At 47.1% G+C, this 17,022-nt stretch carries 13 protein-coding genes; 4 read left to right on the forward strand and 9 right to left on the reverse strand.

From position 1 onward, the window contains the following. Positions 1–4 precede the first annotated feature (4 nt). The 4 genes from AC1RR2_RS11800 to AC1RR2_RS11815 all read left to right on the forward strand — a co-directional run bounded on the left by AC1RR2_RS11800 (position 5) and on the right by AC1RR2_RS11815 (position 3,366). On the forward strand, positions 5–1,075 hold the full coding sequence (locus AC1RR2_RS11800) for a phosphotransferase family protein (protein ID WP_493222455.1): 1,071 nt from the start codon (positions 5–7) through the stop codon (positions 1,073–1,075). A gap of 8 nt (positions 1,076–1,083) precedes the next feature. Then, entirely contained in the window at positions 1,084–1,794 is a 711-nt protein-coding gene (locus AC1RR2_RS11805; RefSeq protein ID WP_493222456.1) for a histidine phosphatase family protein, read from the forward strand. A 36-nt stretch (positions 1,795–1,830) separates the two neighbouring features. Then, positions 1,831–2,673 carry an SDR family NAD(P)-dependent oxidoreductase gene (locus tag AC1RR2_RS11810; protein ID WP_493222457.1) on the forward strand — a complete coding sequence of 281 codons (843 nt, stop codon included), beginning with the start codon at positions 1,831–1,833 and terminating at the stop codon, positions 2,671–2,673. A gap of 411 nt (positions 2,674–3,084) precedes the next feature. Then, positions 3,085–3,366, forward strand: coding sequence for a hypothetical protein (locus tag AC1RR2_RS11815; protein ID WP_493222458.1), 282 nt, complete (start codon positions 3,085–3,087; stop codon positions 3,364–3,366). Between the two features lie 370 nt (positions 3,367–3,736). On the opposite strand, the gene AC1RR2_RS11820 is transcribed toward AC1RR2_RS11815, so the two are convergent. The 9 genes from AC1RR2_RS11820 to AC1RR2_RS11860 form a co-directional block, all read right to left on the reverse strand. Further along, on the reverse strand, positions 3,737–5,257 hold the full coding sequence (locus AC1RR2_RS11820; protein WP_493222459.1) for an adenosine deaminase: 1,521 nt from the start codon (positions 5,255–5,257) through the stop codon (positions 3,737–3,739). Between the two features lie 54 nt (positions 5,258–5,311). Beyond that, a complete protein-coding gene (locus tag AC1RR2_RS11825) occupies positions 5,312–6,394 on the reverse strand; it encodes a S1/P1 nuclease (RefSeq protein ID WP_493222460.1) in 1,083 nt (360 codons plus the stop codon). An 18-nt stretch (positions 6,395–6,412) separates the two neighbouring features. Continuing rightward, entirely contained in the window at positions 6,413–8,125 is a 1,713-nt protein-coding gene (locus tag AC1RR2_RS11830; RefSeq protein WP_493222461.1) for a bifunctional metallophosphatase/5'-nucleotidase, read from the reverse strand. A 346-nt stretch (positions 8,126–8,471) separates the two neighbouring features. Beyond that, on the reverse strand, positions 8,472–10,874 hold the full coding sequence (locus AC1RR2_RS11835) for a TonB-dependent receptor (RefSeq protein WP_493222462.1): 2,403 nt from the start codon (positions 10,872–10,874) through the stop codon (positions 8,472–8,474). Between the two features lie 274 nt (positions 10,875–11,148). Further along, positions 11,149–11,991 carry an isopenicillin N synthase family dioxygenase gene (locus AC1RR2_RS11840; RefSeq protein WP_493222463.1) on the reverse strand — a complete coding sequence of 281 codons (843 nt, stop codon included), beginning with the start codon at positions 11,989–11,991 and terminating at the stop codon, positions 11,149–11,151. A 48-nt stretch (positions 11,992–12,039) separates the two neighbouring features. Further along, positions 12,040–13,035 (reverse strand): nucleoside hydrolase, encoded by a 996-nt coding sequence (locus tag AC1RR2_RS11845; protein ID WP_493222464.1) that lies wholly within the window; start codon positions 13,033–13,035, stop codon positions 12,040–12,042. A gap of 231 nt (positions 13,036–13,266) precedes the next feature. After that, positions 13,267–14,235, reverse strand: coding sequence for an ABC transporter permease (locus AC1RR2_RS11850; protein ID WP_493222465.1), 969 nt, complete (start codon positions 14,233–14,235; stop codon positions 13,267–13,269). Beyond that, the gene (locus tag AC1RR2_RS11855) at positions 14,228–15,334 is read right to left on the reverse strand and encodes an ABC transporter permease (RefSeq protein WP_493222466.1); all 1,107 of its coding nucleotides are present in this window, start codon (positions 15,332–15,334) and stop codon (positions 14,228–14,230) included. The genes AC1RR2_RS11850 and AC1RR2_RS11855 overlap by 8 nt, the downstream gene beginning before the upstream one ends. After that, entirely contained in the window at positions 15,331–16,851 is a 1,521-nt protein-coding gene (locus AC1RR2_RS11860) for an ABC transporter ATP-binding protein (protein ID WP_493222467.1), read from the reverse strand. The genes AC1RR2_RS11855 and AC1RR2_RS11860 overlap by 4 nt, the downstream gene beginning before the upstream one ends. Positions 16,852–17,022: the final 171 nt, after the last annotated feature.

The raw sequence follows: 17,022 nt of genomic DNA on the forward strand, positions 1-17,022 counted from the left end.
TACCATGAATAATTTATTAGATGCGGCGAGCGCAGTACGCGCTGGCGAAGAGCTTCATAGTGACAAAGTCAGCGCGTTTATTCGTCAGCATTTACCCAGCTTGGTAGGTGAACCAGAGATCGAACAATTTCCCGGTGGCGCATCGAATCTCACTTACTTATTACGTTATCCAGAACGTGATTTGATCTTACGCCGACCACCATTTGGACATCGTGCCAAATCTGCGCATGACATGCTACGCGAAGCAAACATCATGCGTGCACTCAAGCCTGTTTATCGCTATGTCCCAAGCGTGATTGCTACCTGCAATGATCCTGAGGTGATGGATTGCGACTTCTACGTGATGGAACGTCTGCACGGTATTATTCCGCGCCGAAACCTGCCCAAGGATTTAGTGCTGTCAGTCGACGAGACACGCCGTTTATGCCTCAACGTCATCGACAAAATGATAGAGCTGCATCAAATCAATTATCAGCAAGCGGGGCTAGCATCGATTGCGAAAGGTGCAGGTTATGTGGCGCGGCAAGTGTCAGGCTGGAGCGAGCGTTATCGTCAAGCAAAAACCGACGATGTCGGCGACTTTGAAAGCGTGATGCAATGGCTACACGACAAAATGCCCGCGCAAGATCTCGCCACCTGCCTGATTCACAATGACTTCCGTTTTGATAATGTCGTGCTCAATCCTGCAGATCCGACCGACGTGATCGGCGTACTCGATTGGGAAATGGCAACGCTGGGAGATCCTTTAATGGATTTAGGCAATACGCTCGCGTATTGGGTACAGGCGGATGACGATGCGGCATTTCAATCAGTACGCCGTCAACCAACGCATTTACCAGGCATGTTGACACGCCAAGAAGTGATCGCCTATTACGGCGAAAAAACTGGCTATCGCGTCGACAATTTTGATTTTTACTCGATCTTTGGGCTGTTCCGGTTAGCGGTGATTGTGCAGCAGATTTACTACCGCTACTTCCACGGACAAAGCACGAATCCTGCCTTTGCCGATTTTGGCAAGCTCAGCAATTACCTTGAAAAACGTTGCCTGCGCCTGATCAAGGCATCTCTTTTATAAACCACACCATGCGCCATATTTATTTAATTCGGCACGGTCAGGCTAGCTTTGACGCAGACGATTATGATCACCTTTCGCCACTTGGTGAGGAACAAGCTCGTCTATTGGGAGGCTGGTTGACACACTGTGGGCAAAGGCCCGATCAAATCGTGCTAGGTCGCAATCGTCGCCACCTGCAAACAGCACAACAATGCCTACAGCAATGTAGAAAAACAGCCGACGAATTCCCAGAAAATGATTGGCTGATTGACTCCGGCTTTGATGAGTTTAATCATGAGGAAGTGTTACTCCGCAATTATCCTGAATTTTCTGATTTTTCTGCACTAAAGCGTTCACTCAATAATCATCCAAATCCGCGCCGTGCGTTTCAGCATATGTTCATGGCGGCAATCAATCGCTGGATCAGTGGTGAATATGACGATTACCAAGAAAGCTGGATGCAATTTCAACAGCGTTGCCGACACGCTCTGCAGCGTCTGGTAGAGGCGAAAGATGACCGAGAAAATTTTTGGATCTTTACCTCGGGCGGCACCATCTCCGCTTTGCTGCAAGACCTGCTCGGCATCAGCGATCACCGACTTTTTGATTTGAATGCCAGCTTACTCAACAGTGGTGTGAGCAAACTACAGGTCGGCACTCAGCGCTTAGGCTTGGGCTACTTGAACAGTACGGCGCATCTAGAGATTCATCAGCGTCCAGAATTAATCAGCTTTCGATAATGACACAACAATAGCATCACAAAACCGGAGAACAGCATGCAAGAACTAAAGGGCAAAGTTGCCGTCATCACAGGCGCCGCAGAAGGTATAGGCAAGGCCATCGCGCTCGCTGCTGCTGCGGAAGGAATGAAATTGGTATTAGCCGATATCAGCGCCGAGATGCTGGACAAAACCGTGACAGAACTCCGTGATACTGGCACTGAAGTCATAGGCGTGGTCACCGATGTCGCTCAAGAAAGCGCCATTCTAACTTTGGCAGAAAAAGCGTTTACCCAATTTGGCAAGGTACATCTATTGGTGAATAACGCGGGTGTCGCTTTCACCAAATCCGCTTGGGAAACGACTGCTCAAGATTGGGAATGGATTATGGGGATCAATCTGTATGGCGTCACTCATGCCCTCAGAGCTTTCATCCCTCGTATGCTAGCCCAGGGAGAAGAGGGACACATCGTGAATACCGCTTCGCTGGCAGGCTTAATCGCTGAACCTGCATTGGCGGCCTACAATGTGAGTAAATTTGGTGTAGTAGCTCTGAGCGAAGGTTTGCATCACGACCTGACCTTACGCAAATCAAAAATTGGCGTTTCAGTGCTGTGCCCGAGTTGGGTCAAAACGCGCATTACCGATTCCGAACGTCACCGTGCTATCGAGGAACGCAGTAAGCCAGAGCAATTAGAAAATGTCAGCCTGAAAACTGGTGCAGCGATTACTAAGGCGGTCGAAGCGGGGATCGCTCCAGCGCAAGTTGCTGCCTCTGTAATGACAGCGATCAAAGCCAACACTTTTTACATCCTCACCCATCCTGAATCAAAAGCAGCAGTGCACATACGGACGGAAGATATTCTGCAAGGTCGTCCACCTACCCTGCTACCGATTTAGGGACAAGCTGTCACAGATTTTTCACCTCCGCTGGCACTCCATTTGTTTATAGTGATAATTTTGCTTTGCCAACTTAGATATCAATTAATGTTGATCATTAAGGTATTTCCAATGCCTTGCACTCAATTTATTTTTGCAAAATTTTACAAATACACCCTTGCATCCAGGTAAATATAAGCTAATGTTTAAAGCATATAGGGCTAGAAAATTCTTCTAATCCTATTTGTAATGATCAGATACACAAGCGTTTCAAGCAAAAGACGACAAACAGCAACAAACTGCAACAAACTGCAACAAATGGCAAAGTATTGCCCTAAAGTGCAATATACATGCACGTTTTTAACTTATAAAATTCCTTCAGAAATAAAGAACTTTATTTTTAAACTATTTAATTAGGATTCATTAAATTCTATGGCTAATATACTCGACATCCCGGATTCTGAAGAATTCCAATACGACCCGAATAATTTACTCGATACTTTGATTAAAACTTTGGGTATTCGAAACGATGCTGCTCTCTCTCGTGTGCTCGAAGTTGCACCGCCAGTCATCAGTAAGATCCGTCATAAGATCTTGCCCGTCGGACCTTCATTACTGATACGCATGCATGAAGAGTCAGGTATCAGTATTAAAGAAATACGTAGTTTAATGGGCGACCGCAGAGCAAAGTTTCGGATGCCGGATCAAGTATAGGCAAACTGAAGCACAGAGATCTCTGCACAAGGAATTGCGTCAGATTATCCCGATAATCTGACGCGCATTTCTTAACGAATGACACAGTTATTGTTGATGCTGACTACGCTCAGTTGCGTTCGTGACCTAGCCCCTCAGGCTATGTATTTCAGGTGGGCTCGAATTGACACATCGATTCCTCAGAGACCGATGATTTTGCCTACATGCTTCCCAATGATGCCTTAAGAAACTAATCTGCAGCATCCGCCGACCAAGGTTTGCCCAACAAATAGCTTTGCCATTTATGGCAACATCAAGACAACATCAAGACGACATCAAGACAACATCAAGGCAACATCGCTTTGCTTAGCCTTGCAGCAAGTCACATCACTTAAAACTTCGATTTCGCCGACTGCGCCAATTTAGCCGCAGCCGCTTCAAATTTAAGGAAGGCTAGATCCAGTTGACTCAATTGCTTCGTTTTATCAGTTGGACTCAGGAATGAATAACGAATGCTGTTATAAACCGTCTTCTTCAATGTGTCATAAGTAGGCGTATAGCGGCTGGCGAATAAGAAATATTCACGGCTTAAATTGCTGCGTGAAACGCCAGCGTCATCGCTGCTAATGACGAACGGTATATCGTGACGCAAGTACATCGCAACCGGGTGCTCTTGCTGTTTCAGGCCCAAAATGAAATCATTGCTGGTCAGATTAATTTCGACCGCCACATTACGCTGCTTCAATTCCGCCAATAACTGATCCGGATTCGCCTCGTGCATGATGTCGACGCCGTGGCCTATCCGTTCTGCGCCCGCAATCTGCAAGGCGCTGCGCATATGATGTTGTAAATGCTCAGGCGCTACTATGCCAAGTACCAGTTCACCCGCATGTAGAGACAAACGCACTTTAGGAAATCGTTGCTTCAAAAAGGCGAACATCTGCATGTGCAAATTGTAATCACGCACCGCAACCAAAGCATGCTCAGCGCCGACGATGTTGACACCAACGATCAAGGGATTATTGTGGCTGGCGGCAAATGCAGCATACAGACTAGAAAAAACCTTGGAAGGTGCGCTATTGCGTGATACATAAGTTTGAATCCGCAATGTAAAGTCTGCATCATCAATTCCTGCGGTATCGCTCACAGCTTCCTGGACATAATCGGCAATTTTCTTTTGCGCACTTGCATCTTGGCTCAAGAAATCAGCCAATTTAGTAAAGGCATCGATCATTTCTTCCTTGCTGCTAGTCGACTGCAAGGCATCGAGTTTGGCAGAAAACTCAGGATGATCCGTGATCGGCGCACTCTTCAGCATGGTTTCCAAATACTGTTGATTCTCGGCCTTAGCTTGTTGCTTTAATATTTTCAAACCCTGATTCGTCGAATACTTTGCGATACCAGAAAAATAGCCGAAAGTATTGAAGAAATGCTGATCAGGCGCGACCTGAGGATGGACATGATTAGCATAATCGACGACCGACCAGCTTGACATCAACTCGCGGTAAAAGACATTGTCTTTACGAATAGCATCGGCTTTGAGGCAAGATTTATTCTCATCCGTCAGAAAAGCAGCGCGCGACTCGACACGAAATTTGTCCTGTTTTTTTGTGCTATCACTTTCGCGATAAATACAAAAACCTTGCTGCCCCACCCAATCAAGATAGGTTTCGGCATACACAGAACCCGAATAATGATGATGAATATCGCCGCCCTTGGGCAACATCGTCATCAGCATGTTCAACTCAGCAAGACGTGGCTGCGCAGCCGGTGTCCCCGCGATCAGTTGCGCATAATATTGACGCGTACTTTGCAAATTTTGTTTAGCCTTAGCATCACCCTGCGCAGAGGCAGCCACGGCAGGAAGTGCGAGAGCACTAACACAAAGCGCTGCGATAACTCTCTTCATCATTTGCTTTCCCTATTCCGGTTCCTGAACTAAGTCCTAAGCAGAATGCTCGAGACATCAAGGCCAAATTTTTTGTAACAAAGCCGCCAAACGATAGCCCGCCAGCTTGAGCTGTTTCTGCGTAATCTCGGTACTAGTCTCGATGTAATTGGCTGGCAGGCGTGTGTACCAGGAAGAAAATTCCACACCACGACGGCTAGTGACCTTAATCCTGTCGGTTGCCACGATGTCGGCATAAGCAATTTTTGCATAAACCAAACCTTCATTGGCCCATTGTTCTGGCCAGGTAATTGGATCGCCACTATTTGCTGCTGTCACGGCTGAATTTGCCATCAATTTTTCAGTCAGTTCCTGCACTGAAAGCGCGCCCAAATTACGCATCACGTTTTCGACCACGGTCACATCCCAATACAAATGCAAGGGCTTTCCGACGCGCTTAGGCTTATCTGTATCGGCCGCACCAGTTGCATTACTCGCCGCTTTCGCTGCGGCTTCTTCACGTTTGTAATTCTCCTGATCACGCAAGGTCCAAGTCTTAGTATCTTCTAACAGCAAATTATTACCGCCTTGCAGATCAAATATCGTGACGCCATCGACTTGCTGCTTGCTGGTCGGCGTGACGAATTGATTATCGCTATTGATATACGCTGCACCTACATGCAGTGGTTGATGAATATCGCCTACCAAATGTGCAATCATCAAGAGTGCCTGGCGTTGCGAGAAACGATGTGGATTGGTGGTCTCATTATCGTTACCTTGTAACACGGCAATCGCTTGTTTCAAAGTTTGAACGATATCGTGATCCGTGGTACCCACGCCACCCGCGACATACATCTTATTTTGTACTGGTGTGTTCGTGTAGTGATAAGCCGAGTGCGCTGGATTTTGTATGCCGAATGCCACCATCTCCGGGGTTTGTGGGCCACAGAATGTGCCCTTGGCGCAATCCGCCCAAATCGAAATTGATTGCAGACTTTCACCCTGCTGCAACAGAGCTTGCACTTTGGCGCCGGCATTGGTGCCCTTCAATAAACGATCCGCAATAGCCCCAACAGTTTTATGCCCTTCGTCGCCAGAAGCCCTACTATTGAAGGAAGCAAGTGCAGCGCATAATAAGAAGAGCAATTTAATTTTTTTCATTTTGTGTGGCTTTCACATTTAATTAATACGTTTAACCCGTCCAGCAGCATTCTCGCTACCTACAGGTGAACCAGCTTGATCACGTGCTTTGATATAGTCCAAGAACACATCAAGATCTTTAATGCCCGTATCAAGCTTATTGGAAGCTTGCACCAATGCCGGTAATCGATCACCACCACCGGCGATAAAATTATTAGCAGCGATACGATATTCTTGCTTGTCATCAAGCGCCACGCCGTGCAATTTCACACTCTCAGGCAAAACTCTTTGCCCTAGAGGACGCTTTCTGTCCCATGTATAGGTGAATCCTTCAGACACTTGCAATACGTTTCTGCCGTCCTGTGACTCGTCATCAAGCCAAACTTGCTGCTCCAGTAAAGTCCGGATTTGCGCTCCTGTCAAGCTCATCAATACCAGCGTATTTCCAAAGGGCAGCACGGTAGAAATCTGTCCATAGGTACTGACATTATTGTTGCCTGTTTCCAGATTGGCGCGTATGCCTTTATTGTTCATGAACACGATTTGCACACCCAAGTGTTTCACTGCAGCTAGCTGTGCATCAGCGACCACATTACCTAATGGAGACTCGCCTGCTTCATTGAGCTTACGATTCAAAACCGGTACTGCCAAGCGAGCCACAGGCTTAGTGATGATGGCATGACTCCCCTCTCTCGCTTTGCTCATCAGCGTCGTCAATTTTTCTGGCACCGGTAGCGCTGGTGTTTCCATCACGATATTCCGCGCTTCAATGTTGGTCACTTGATGGCTGCTACCATCTACAGTTAATGCGATACGCGTCAACAGGTGACCGTACATCTGCGCCTGAGTGACCGTTCTGTCGCCGACCTTGCAAATAAATCCAGTATGACTATGACCACTGACGATTAACTTAATCGCCGGATCGAGGCGATTCACGATATTCACTATCGGGCCTTTTAATTGCGAACAAGCTGGTTGATCGAAGGCTTCTGTCGTAGTGCCGCCCTCATGGATCAAAACCACAAACACTTTCACACCTAATTCTTTCAAAGCAGGGATACTGCGATTAATCGCTTCCGCTTCGTCAATAAAATGCACACCCTTGACGTTATCACTGGCGACCATCATAGGCGTATCCCGCAATACCGCGCCGATAAAGCCTATCTTTACACCCTTCACTTGCTCGATATGGTAGGCCGGAAACAAGGGCGAGTTACTTGCCGTATCAATCACATTCGCGGCGATATAAGAGAATTTTGCACCAGTAAATTCACCATTGAATTTGCAAGCTTTATCAGGCCGAGGAGAATCGCAACCGCCATGAATCTGCCGCTTCAATTCCTTCAATCCACTATCGAATTCATGATTACCTAGTGCGCTGACGCGCAAGCCCATTTGACCCAAAGCGTCTATCGTAGGTTCATCCGCAAACAAAGACGAAATCCCCGGGCTGGCACCAATTAAATCGCCGCCACCGACGAACAACATATCTTTATCTTCTTTGCGCCAGGCTTGCAAATTGGCGCCTAACACCTCGATGCCACCGCCCAGCACCGTTTGTGCCTCAGTATCTTTGGCCCGCGTATAGGTAAATTTTTCTTTATCGATGTGACCGTGAAAATCATTAATCGCCACCATATTCACGACGATAGGTTGAACCTGTGGCGTAGCACATGCCAGCAGTCCTAGGCTAAGGCTCAGACTGATCACGTTTCGGGTCAGGGCATACCAAGATTTGTTAGATAGTCGCATAGTGTAAGGCGTGAATTTGAAGCGTGAATCTAAAGCGCAAATTTGAAAATTACTAAGGCGCTCATTTTTTCGTTCGTTGAACCGAGATCTTCCATTAGGATTTGAGATGACGAGGGATGCACTTTTCGAGGCAGTTTTGATGTGAATGAGGCACCAATAGCGAGCTATTGGCAACGAAGAGCAACAAAAATGACCGAAAATGCGCCCTCGGCGCTCAAATAGCGCCTTCGGCGCGCCTAATGGAAAATCTCGGTTAAAACTAAAAAGTCTGCAACATTCGTTGCAGACTAGTAAATTTAAAGCACAAAGCCAAGCGGAATTAAGCCCAGCTTTGTGCGTTTGGAAATTAGAAATCTCCGGAGAAAGTCACTGATGCAAAACGTGGTGAACCCATGTAGTAGAACACAGTCTTAGCATTAGCAGTTCCATAAGCTTTAGCATTGGTGATGTTAAAGCTTGATGGATTGCGATACTGTCTATTCGTCAGGTTACTGATGTTCAAACGTATCGTTGGCTTAGTAATCCAGCTAGTGTTCGGGAATTGATAACCCAAGTCCAGACCCAGCAGGGTATACGCTGGAACCAATTCATCATTGGTCATCGTCGCCCATTGTTCGCCTGTGTATTTGACTTTAGCACGCGCATAGAAGGCACCCGTTTCATACATCGCACTCAAGCCAGCTTTCCACTCTGGCGTCAAAGTCATTTGCTTGCCTTTCGTTGGCAAAGTCGCTGTTTTGCTAACGATCAGATCATCTTTGATTTCGCTGTTCGCATAACCAATAGAGCCATAGAAAGAGAAGCCGTTGACTGGTGTATTACCCATTTCGAGTTCCCAACCATAGGTCTTCACTTTACCGACGCTAGTCAAGCTGCTCAAGTTCGCTACTGGATCATACGCGGTTGCTTGACGATCACGGAAATCGACGGAATACACCGTCGCTTGCGCGGTCAATTTATCGCTTTGCAAACGATAGCCCAAATCGATGTTAGCGGAAGTTTCTGCTTTCACGTCCACTGGCAAAGTCGGCAAACCATTCACAATCACCACGTTGTTGGTTGTGGAATACACGAAGTTTGGTGGTGCTTTCATATTCTTCGCTAAGCTGAAGAAAATTTGATTGTTGTAATCGATCTGATAGCGTGCACCCAATTGCGGCAAGATTTCAGAGTAAGATTTTTCGATGCGATAATCGACACCAGAGTTCGTACCTTCATTGGCACGATTCGTGAAGTCACGTTTCATGTTAGGTGCACGTACACCGACATTAATCGTCAACTTGTCGTCCATCAGACTCACTGTGTCTTGCAAGAATACTTGGCTAGAAGCACTGATGGTCTTCCAGTCACGGGATTGGAATGGCGTGCCGTCCGGACGCATAATGCGGCCTTCTTTCAACCAACTATCCACTGGATTACCTGCGGCATCAACAGCGACCATAGGGCCGAATTGCTCGTGCGTTGCACGCTCATACCAGAAGCCACCCAAAATTTGATGGTCGCCGATAGTATGTGTAATCGAGGCTGTTACACCTGGACGTTTGGTGCGTGTGACACTACTATTTGCAACAATCACTTTATCCAAAGTATCGCCGTCACCATTCAAATCCACACCCGCTGTATTCTTGCCAGTGGCTTTATTTAAGAAAGCACTTTCTGTTTGCAGTCTTTGTTGATTGCCGCCAGTGCCGTAGCCATACCAGAAATAAGGAATAACTTTAATATCTGTGTTTTCGCCTATACGCATTTTGCCAGTTACGGAGGCGATCACGTTTTCAAATGGGTTCTGCGTCAAACGATAGTAAGAATCACCAAATGCAGAATTGGTATCACTACCTGCTTTGCCTGGCGTCGGTGCTGCATGGCCAACAAAGGTGGTGGCGTAGTCATAGTAGTAGCCGTTTTTTACCAAATCTGCCAAGCTAAAAGAACTGATATTTTGATTAATCGCGCGGTTATACAAAATCGTTCCGCTGATCGTATTGAATTTATCGAATTCAGTTTTGAAACCCATATCGACGTGATCGCGATTAGCACCGCCCTTACCTTTCCATTTATCTCCTTGTGCATGCGAGCCGGAGATGAAGAAACGGGTATTGAGTCCTGCTACCATACCTGTGTCATAGCGCATGTAAGTTTTAGACAAATTCAATTGGCCTAAAGTTTGCGCGATACGGATACGTTTTGTTTTGGAAGGATCACAAGTGGTGATACCAAAGTTACCGCCGGTAGCGCCGATTTGTGGCGAATCCACATCGGTAGAACCTTGCGTGACAAATTGTGTACAAGTATTTTCTTGATCAACATATTCTTGTGGGTACACAGCGAAACTACCCGAATCGTTGACCGGTACGCCATTGATAGTAGCACCGATTTGATCGCTGTTAAAACCGCGCAAAGTTAAACCACCACCGAATAAACCGGTCGCATCGTGATTATAACTATTCACCGCTGGCATCAATTCCAAAGCTTCATAAGCATTGCCGGTTGGACGTTGTTTTGCCAACTCTTCTGCAGTAATCGTGCTACGCGCTTTTGGTGTGTTTTCCTGCACCATCAAACCCATACCGACCTTTTTACCCGTGATCGTCACTTGAGTAGAACTGATAGGTTCATTGCCTTCAGTTTTCTCTTGTGTCTGTGATTGCGCATACGCACTAGACATGCCCAAGCAGGTCAATTGACAGGCGATCACGAGCATTTTCACGCGCGAAGGTATGACGTTGGATGATTTCTTGATTTGCTTCATTGATAGCTCCTAGCTAGTTTGTTAATTTAAAATCTGTATGTGCTTGGTATGTACGATTTGTGCGCCATTTAGGTGGCACTAATACATACCAAAAAATCTATTGCGTACTTCTATAAACTTTATTGCACCAGGATTGCACTCCGAATTTATTAGCGCAAACTTCGGCAAACTAAAGCATTTGAACTCACTTTTACTTCGACTCAATGACAGGCGCATTTCTTTTTTAGAGGAAGTGTTCGAATACAACAAGTCTGTGGTTTTCTTCACGAAAAATTTAAACTTTAGAATGCAATTCTTGTAAGCGCTCCGTTAAATACGAACCAGCGGTATGACGTTCTGATAAGACCACATCAGGTCGTGGATGCAAAAACAAAGGCAAAGATACGCGCGATTTTTTTGCTTCTTCACCCGTTGGATTCAGCACCCTATGTACGGTCGACGGATAGTATCCATCCGATGCTTCTTGCAACATGTCCCCGATATTCACAATCAACATACCGAAGTCGCAAGGTACATCAAACCATGCACCATCTTTACCTACCACTTGCAAACCCGCTGCCGTTGCTGCTGGCAAAATCGTGAGTAAATTAATGTCACCGTGGGCGGCGGCACGTACCGCACCCGGCTCTTCATCACCACGCAATGGTGGGTAGTGCAACACGCGTAATAAAGTCTGCTCACTGCCCGTAATCATGTGCGACAAAGGCATGGAATATTTAGCCTTCACTTCGGCTGGTGTATATTCTTCGACCCACTGCAGCAAAGTCGCGGCGAGGCTTGCGCCCTCGGCATAATATTGACGCGCCGCATCGGACACCTCGGTTGGATAACGTCCCCAAGGATAAATGTGATAAAACTCTTTCAAATCACGCTTAGTATTGCCCTTGGCCGTTTCTGACACTGAGGGTGAGAAATAACCATCATATTTTTGCGGATCAAAAGCGTAATTATGTTTCGCTTCATTTTGAAAAAACTGATACCACTCGGCGTACACGGTATTTAATAATTGCTGCGACAAAGGGTGATTAGTAAGCACACCAAAGCCCGTGTTATGCAAACTTTCTGCAAAATCCTTGGCCGCTGTTGGGCTGGTAAAATCGACAGGTGTAATCAACATAGCAAACTCCTTGCGCTCTCTATAATTGCGTCAATATAAAATCAGAAATCACGATACCAGTGGTGCACGCAACCAATTCACTTCCAGCGTACGTTCAATCAAAGCGAGACACTGTGCTGTATCAACCTGCAAGCACACGCGGGTCTCAGGGCGACGTGCTTCCCAACCGGGTTCAGCATAGCTCAAAGTCCCGTTAAGCCTGTCCATCATGGTTTGTCCATTGCCCATGCCATCGAGTTGCACCCGCACCCGACCGTCTTGCGTCTGGAACAGCTCTGGTGCGACCAGATATACAAACGCGAGGATGTCATGACCGTAGCAAGCATGGCCTAATTCCGGTCTAGCCTTAAGGTGGAAATCACAATAAAAATTCACTGCATGCAGCAAAGTGGCCATCGCCAAGTGCTGATGATGAAGTTGCGCCAAATGGGCAAAATAGCTGGACTGCATCACCACTCTATGCGTGACGTCCAGACCCACCATGGTCAAATTCCATCCCGCCGTAAACACCAGATCGGCCGAATGCGGATCGTTCCAGACATTGGCCTCGGCCACCGGTGACACATTGCCCGGTTCCACCACCGTGCCTGCCATCAAGATGACTTGTTTAATCAGTTTTGGTAATTGTGGTTCCAGCTTTAATGCCAGGCCCAAATTAATAAATGGCCCCACCGCTACTATCGTAATTTCGCCTGGAAATTGACGCGCCATTTTGACGATAAACTCCGCTGCAGATGCAGTCTCAGCTTGCCCGGAAACGGCCACGCGTGAGGGCAAATTACCTAAGCCGTCGTCACCATGAATAAAGCCTGGCGGTTTACCCGGCGCTTTCATCAAAGGCAATGCACCACCCTCTGCCACCGGAATTTCATAACCTGCGATACGCGTTAAATACAGCGCATTGGCAGTCGCTTGCGGCACGGTGACATTACCGAACGTGGTTGTGATACCGATGATGTCGATTTCAGGATGTGCCAGCGCAAAGTACAAAGCCATCGCATCATCAACGCCCGGATCGGTATCGAAAATTACTTTATGTGACATATTTAACTCGCTTAATAAACCTTGGTGACTGCTTATTCTTCAGCCCTCAATGAGATACCTCAAAGTAAACCTCTCAACACAGAGGCACAGGAATAATGAGGAAAAACAAAGTAGAGAAAAGCACCTATTTTTTCCTCCTGCTTTTCTCCTCTACTCTGTGCCTCTGTGTTGAGTGGTTTTGACTTTTTTCCGGATAAAACTAACCAGCATCAATTATGCCTAGCCTCATTATCAACGCGACTTCACAAACGGTACGCCCAATGCTTTCGGCCCCACTGATTTCGCCATCACACCCGCCAACACGACGACTGTCACGACAAAGGGCAACATCTGTATCAAAGAGCCAGGGATCTGACCGACAACTGGGAAAGCCACACCTTCCATTTGAATTTGCAGGGCAGCAAAGAAACCAAACATCAAACAACCTAAGGCTGTTTGCAAGGGCCTCCAATTACCAAATACCATCGCTGTCAGTGCTAAGAAACCATTGCCAGCCGACATATCGCGCAGGAAAAATCCACTTTGTACTATCGCTAAATAGGCACCGGAAAATGAACATAAAACGCCACCGCATAACAGTGCCAAATAACGAGTTTGAGCGACATTAATACCCGCCGCATCGGCGGCATGCGGATTCTCACCGACGGCGCGCAAACGCAGGCCAAAACGGCTGTGATAAATGAACCAATGCAAGAAAGGAATCAAGGCAAAAGCCAGATACACCAAAACAGTATGACCACCTAAGAATTTACCGAGTAACCAATTCAAAGCAGGTATGGTGGACCACCAGTCAGCGAAAGGAAAATTCCATACCGGGAAGCGCGCTGCACCGAGATCGGGACTACGACCACCTAGTTGAAAAAAGTATTGTGCCAAAACGAAAGTCAAACCGGACATGGCGATATTAATCGCAATCCCAAACACCAGTTGATTGCCTTTTTGATTAATTGCCACATAGCCTTGCAACAGCGCGATGCAGCATGAAACCAAGATGCCTGCGGCCACACCTACATAAGGATTTTGCGTAGCATAAGTACAGGCAGCAGCGACAAATGCCGATGCCAGCATTTTACCTTCTAAAGCCAAATCAATAATGCCGCTACGTTCTGCAAACACCCCCGCAAATGCCGCAAACAATAAAACGGGCGCACTGCGAATAGTCGCTACCAAAATACTGGAGACATGGAAGTCTTCAAACATGGCTTTCCCCTTTCGTCTTCAAGGTCCGTGACAGATTCAGCACACGTGACAATGCGGGTGCATACATATTTTCCATCGCGCCGCAGAATAAAATAATCAAGCCCTGAATGAAAACAAAGGTCTCGGGTGGAATATTCGATTTCTCCAAAGACAGATCAGAACCGCCTTGTATCAAGATACCGAACAACAATGCCGACATAAAAATACCGACCGGATGCTGACGTCCCATCAATGCCACGGCGATACCGATAAAACCAGCGCCGCTAGTGAAATTAAGGCTCAAATAATGCATAGAGCCGGCCAGGGTATTCATCGCTGCCACACCAGCTAATGCGCCGGATGCGAGCATCGTAACGATGATCACCGTGGAAATAGAAATACCTGCATATAGCGCAGCGTGCGAGCTCTTACCCGCCGCACGCAAGGCATAACCCCAACGGGTACGCCAAACCAAAACACCATAGGCAACTAAGCACAGCAGAGCAACTATAAAAGTCAGATTTAATGGCGTATCACCAAAGGCCGGTATCCAGGAATTCAAACGCGGCAACCAACCGGCTTCCGCAAATACACGGCTGGCAGGGTTTTGTTCACCGACCGGTATCATGTAAGTAATGATGATGAAGTTCATCAATGAGGCAGCGATGAAATTGAACATGATGGTTGTGACCACTACATGGCTACCACGTTTCGCTTGCAAGTAACCAGGAAGAAAAGCCCATGCCGCACCAAACAAAGCGGCGGCAGTTAATGCCAGCGGTATCAAAATCCAAGCTGGCAAGCTAGCATCAAATTGCAACATCACCAATGTTAAACCTAAGCCGCCCAAATACATCTGACCATCACTGCCGATATTAAACAGACCTGCCTGCATCGCGATCGACACCGACAGACCAGTAAAGATAAAAGTGGTGGCATAAAACAAGGTATAACCAAAGCCTTCAATATTCCCTAGAGCACTGTTAACCAGGATACCTAAGGCTTCCAGCGGACTTTCACCGAGCAGATAAATTACCCCAGCCGCGACCAGCATGGCTGAAAGTAAATTGAGCAATGGGAGAGCGACATTGGTCGCCCAACGAGGTAATTCAGAATTCATTTATGCAATCCACCCATCAATAGGCCTATGCGCGTGGTGTCGTAATCAGCGATATTCAATTCGCCTGTAATACGTCCACCCGACATCACTAAAATACGATCGGCCAAAGCGCGAATTTCTTCTAACTCGGCTGACACTAAAAGAATCGCTACACCAGCATCACGCAAAGCCAGCAACTCAGTATGAATACGTTGTATGGTGCCAATATCGACACCACGAGTTGGCTGTCCGACCAACATCAATTTAGGCCGCGCCGCAATCTCACGCGCTAAGACGATTTTTTGCTGATTGCCGCCAGACAGTTGTGACAGCCGCAAGTGCGAATCCAAAGGACGCACCTCAAATTGCTCAAGCAGGGCATCACTGGCAGCAAGGCATTTTTTCTTATCGAGATAAATCTGCTCACTCTGCTGACCGAGCAAAATATTTTCCCAAACCGAAAAATCTTTAATCACGCCATCACGTAAGCGGTCTTCGGGTACATGCGAGACGCCTAATTTGCGCAGCTTTGCCGCCAGCGTCGTATCTTTTTTATGATAGTTAGGCTTGTAATCGTTGATCTGCACAGCGCCAGACATTTTGTCACCCGCCACATTACGCATACCGGCCAGTATTTCTAACAACTCGGATTGGCCATTGCCGGAGACCCCCGCAATCGCAACGATTTCTCCTGCGCGCACGGAAAAGTTCAAACTACTCAACAGATGTACACCCGGTTCATTCTGCAAACACAGATTCTCAACTTGCAGTACGGTGTCACCCGTGGCTAAGGGCTTGCGTGGCAATTCAGTTGCGACACTACGGCCGACCATTTTGTGCGCCAAATCTTCTTGATTGGTGTCCGCTGTTTGCAAGGCGGCGACCACGCCACCCGCTCGCATCACAGTCACCTCATCGGTAATCGCCAGAATTTCGGCGAGTTTGTGGGTGATCAGGATAACGGTTTTGCCCTGCTGTTTAAACAGACGCAGGATCACAAATAAGGCTTCGGTTTCTTGTGGGGTCAAGACCGCCGTCGGTTCATCTAAAATCAGAATATTCGCATTGCGATAGAGCTGTTTCAGAATTTCCACACGCTGCTGCTCACCGACTGACAGGGTATTAATACGTGCATCAAGTTTGATCGCGAGTCCATAGTCTTCGCATAGTTTGACTAAGTCAGCGGCGATTCTGGCGCGGTGCGAACGCAGGCGAAATCCGCCTTCCATGCCCAGCATAATATTGTCCAACACCGTCATATCTTCGACCAGCATGAAGTGTTGGTGCACCATGCCTATGCCGAGTTGAATCGCTTCATGACTATTGCGTATGCTTTGCGCTGTGCCGTTGATCAGAATCTCGCCAGAATCAGCGTGATAATAACCATATAGAATACTCATCAGCGTCGATTTACCCGCGCCGTTTTCACCAATAATGCCGTGGATCGAGCCTTGCGCAATCGAAAAGCTGACGGCGTCATTCGCCAGTACTTTACCGAAGCGCTTTGATATGTGGCGAAATTCTACTGCTGTAGGCATGTTGTCAAATAGGGTTTAGGCGCTTCTGTCAATGATGCCTGTCAATGATGTCTGTCGACGATGACTATCGACAATTCACAACGATACCGGATGGCAGGCAGATGAAACGCAAATTCAGAGGAAATGGATACAGACAAAACAAAGCCGCAGCATCAAATAAGCTGCGGCTTG

This window comes from Undibacterium sp. GW821-FHT11H02 (assembly GCF_058808015.1).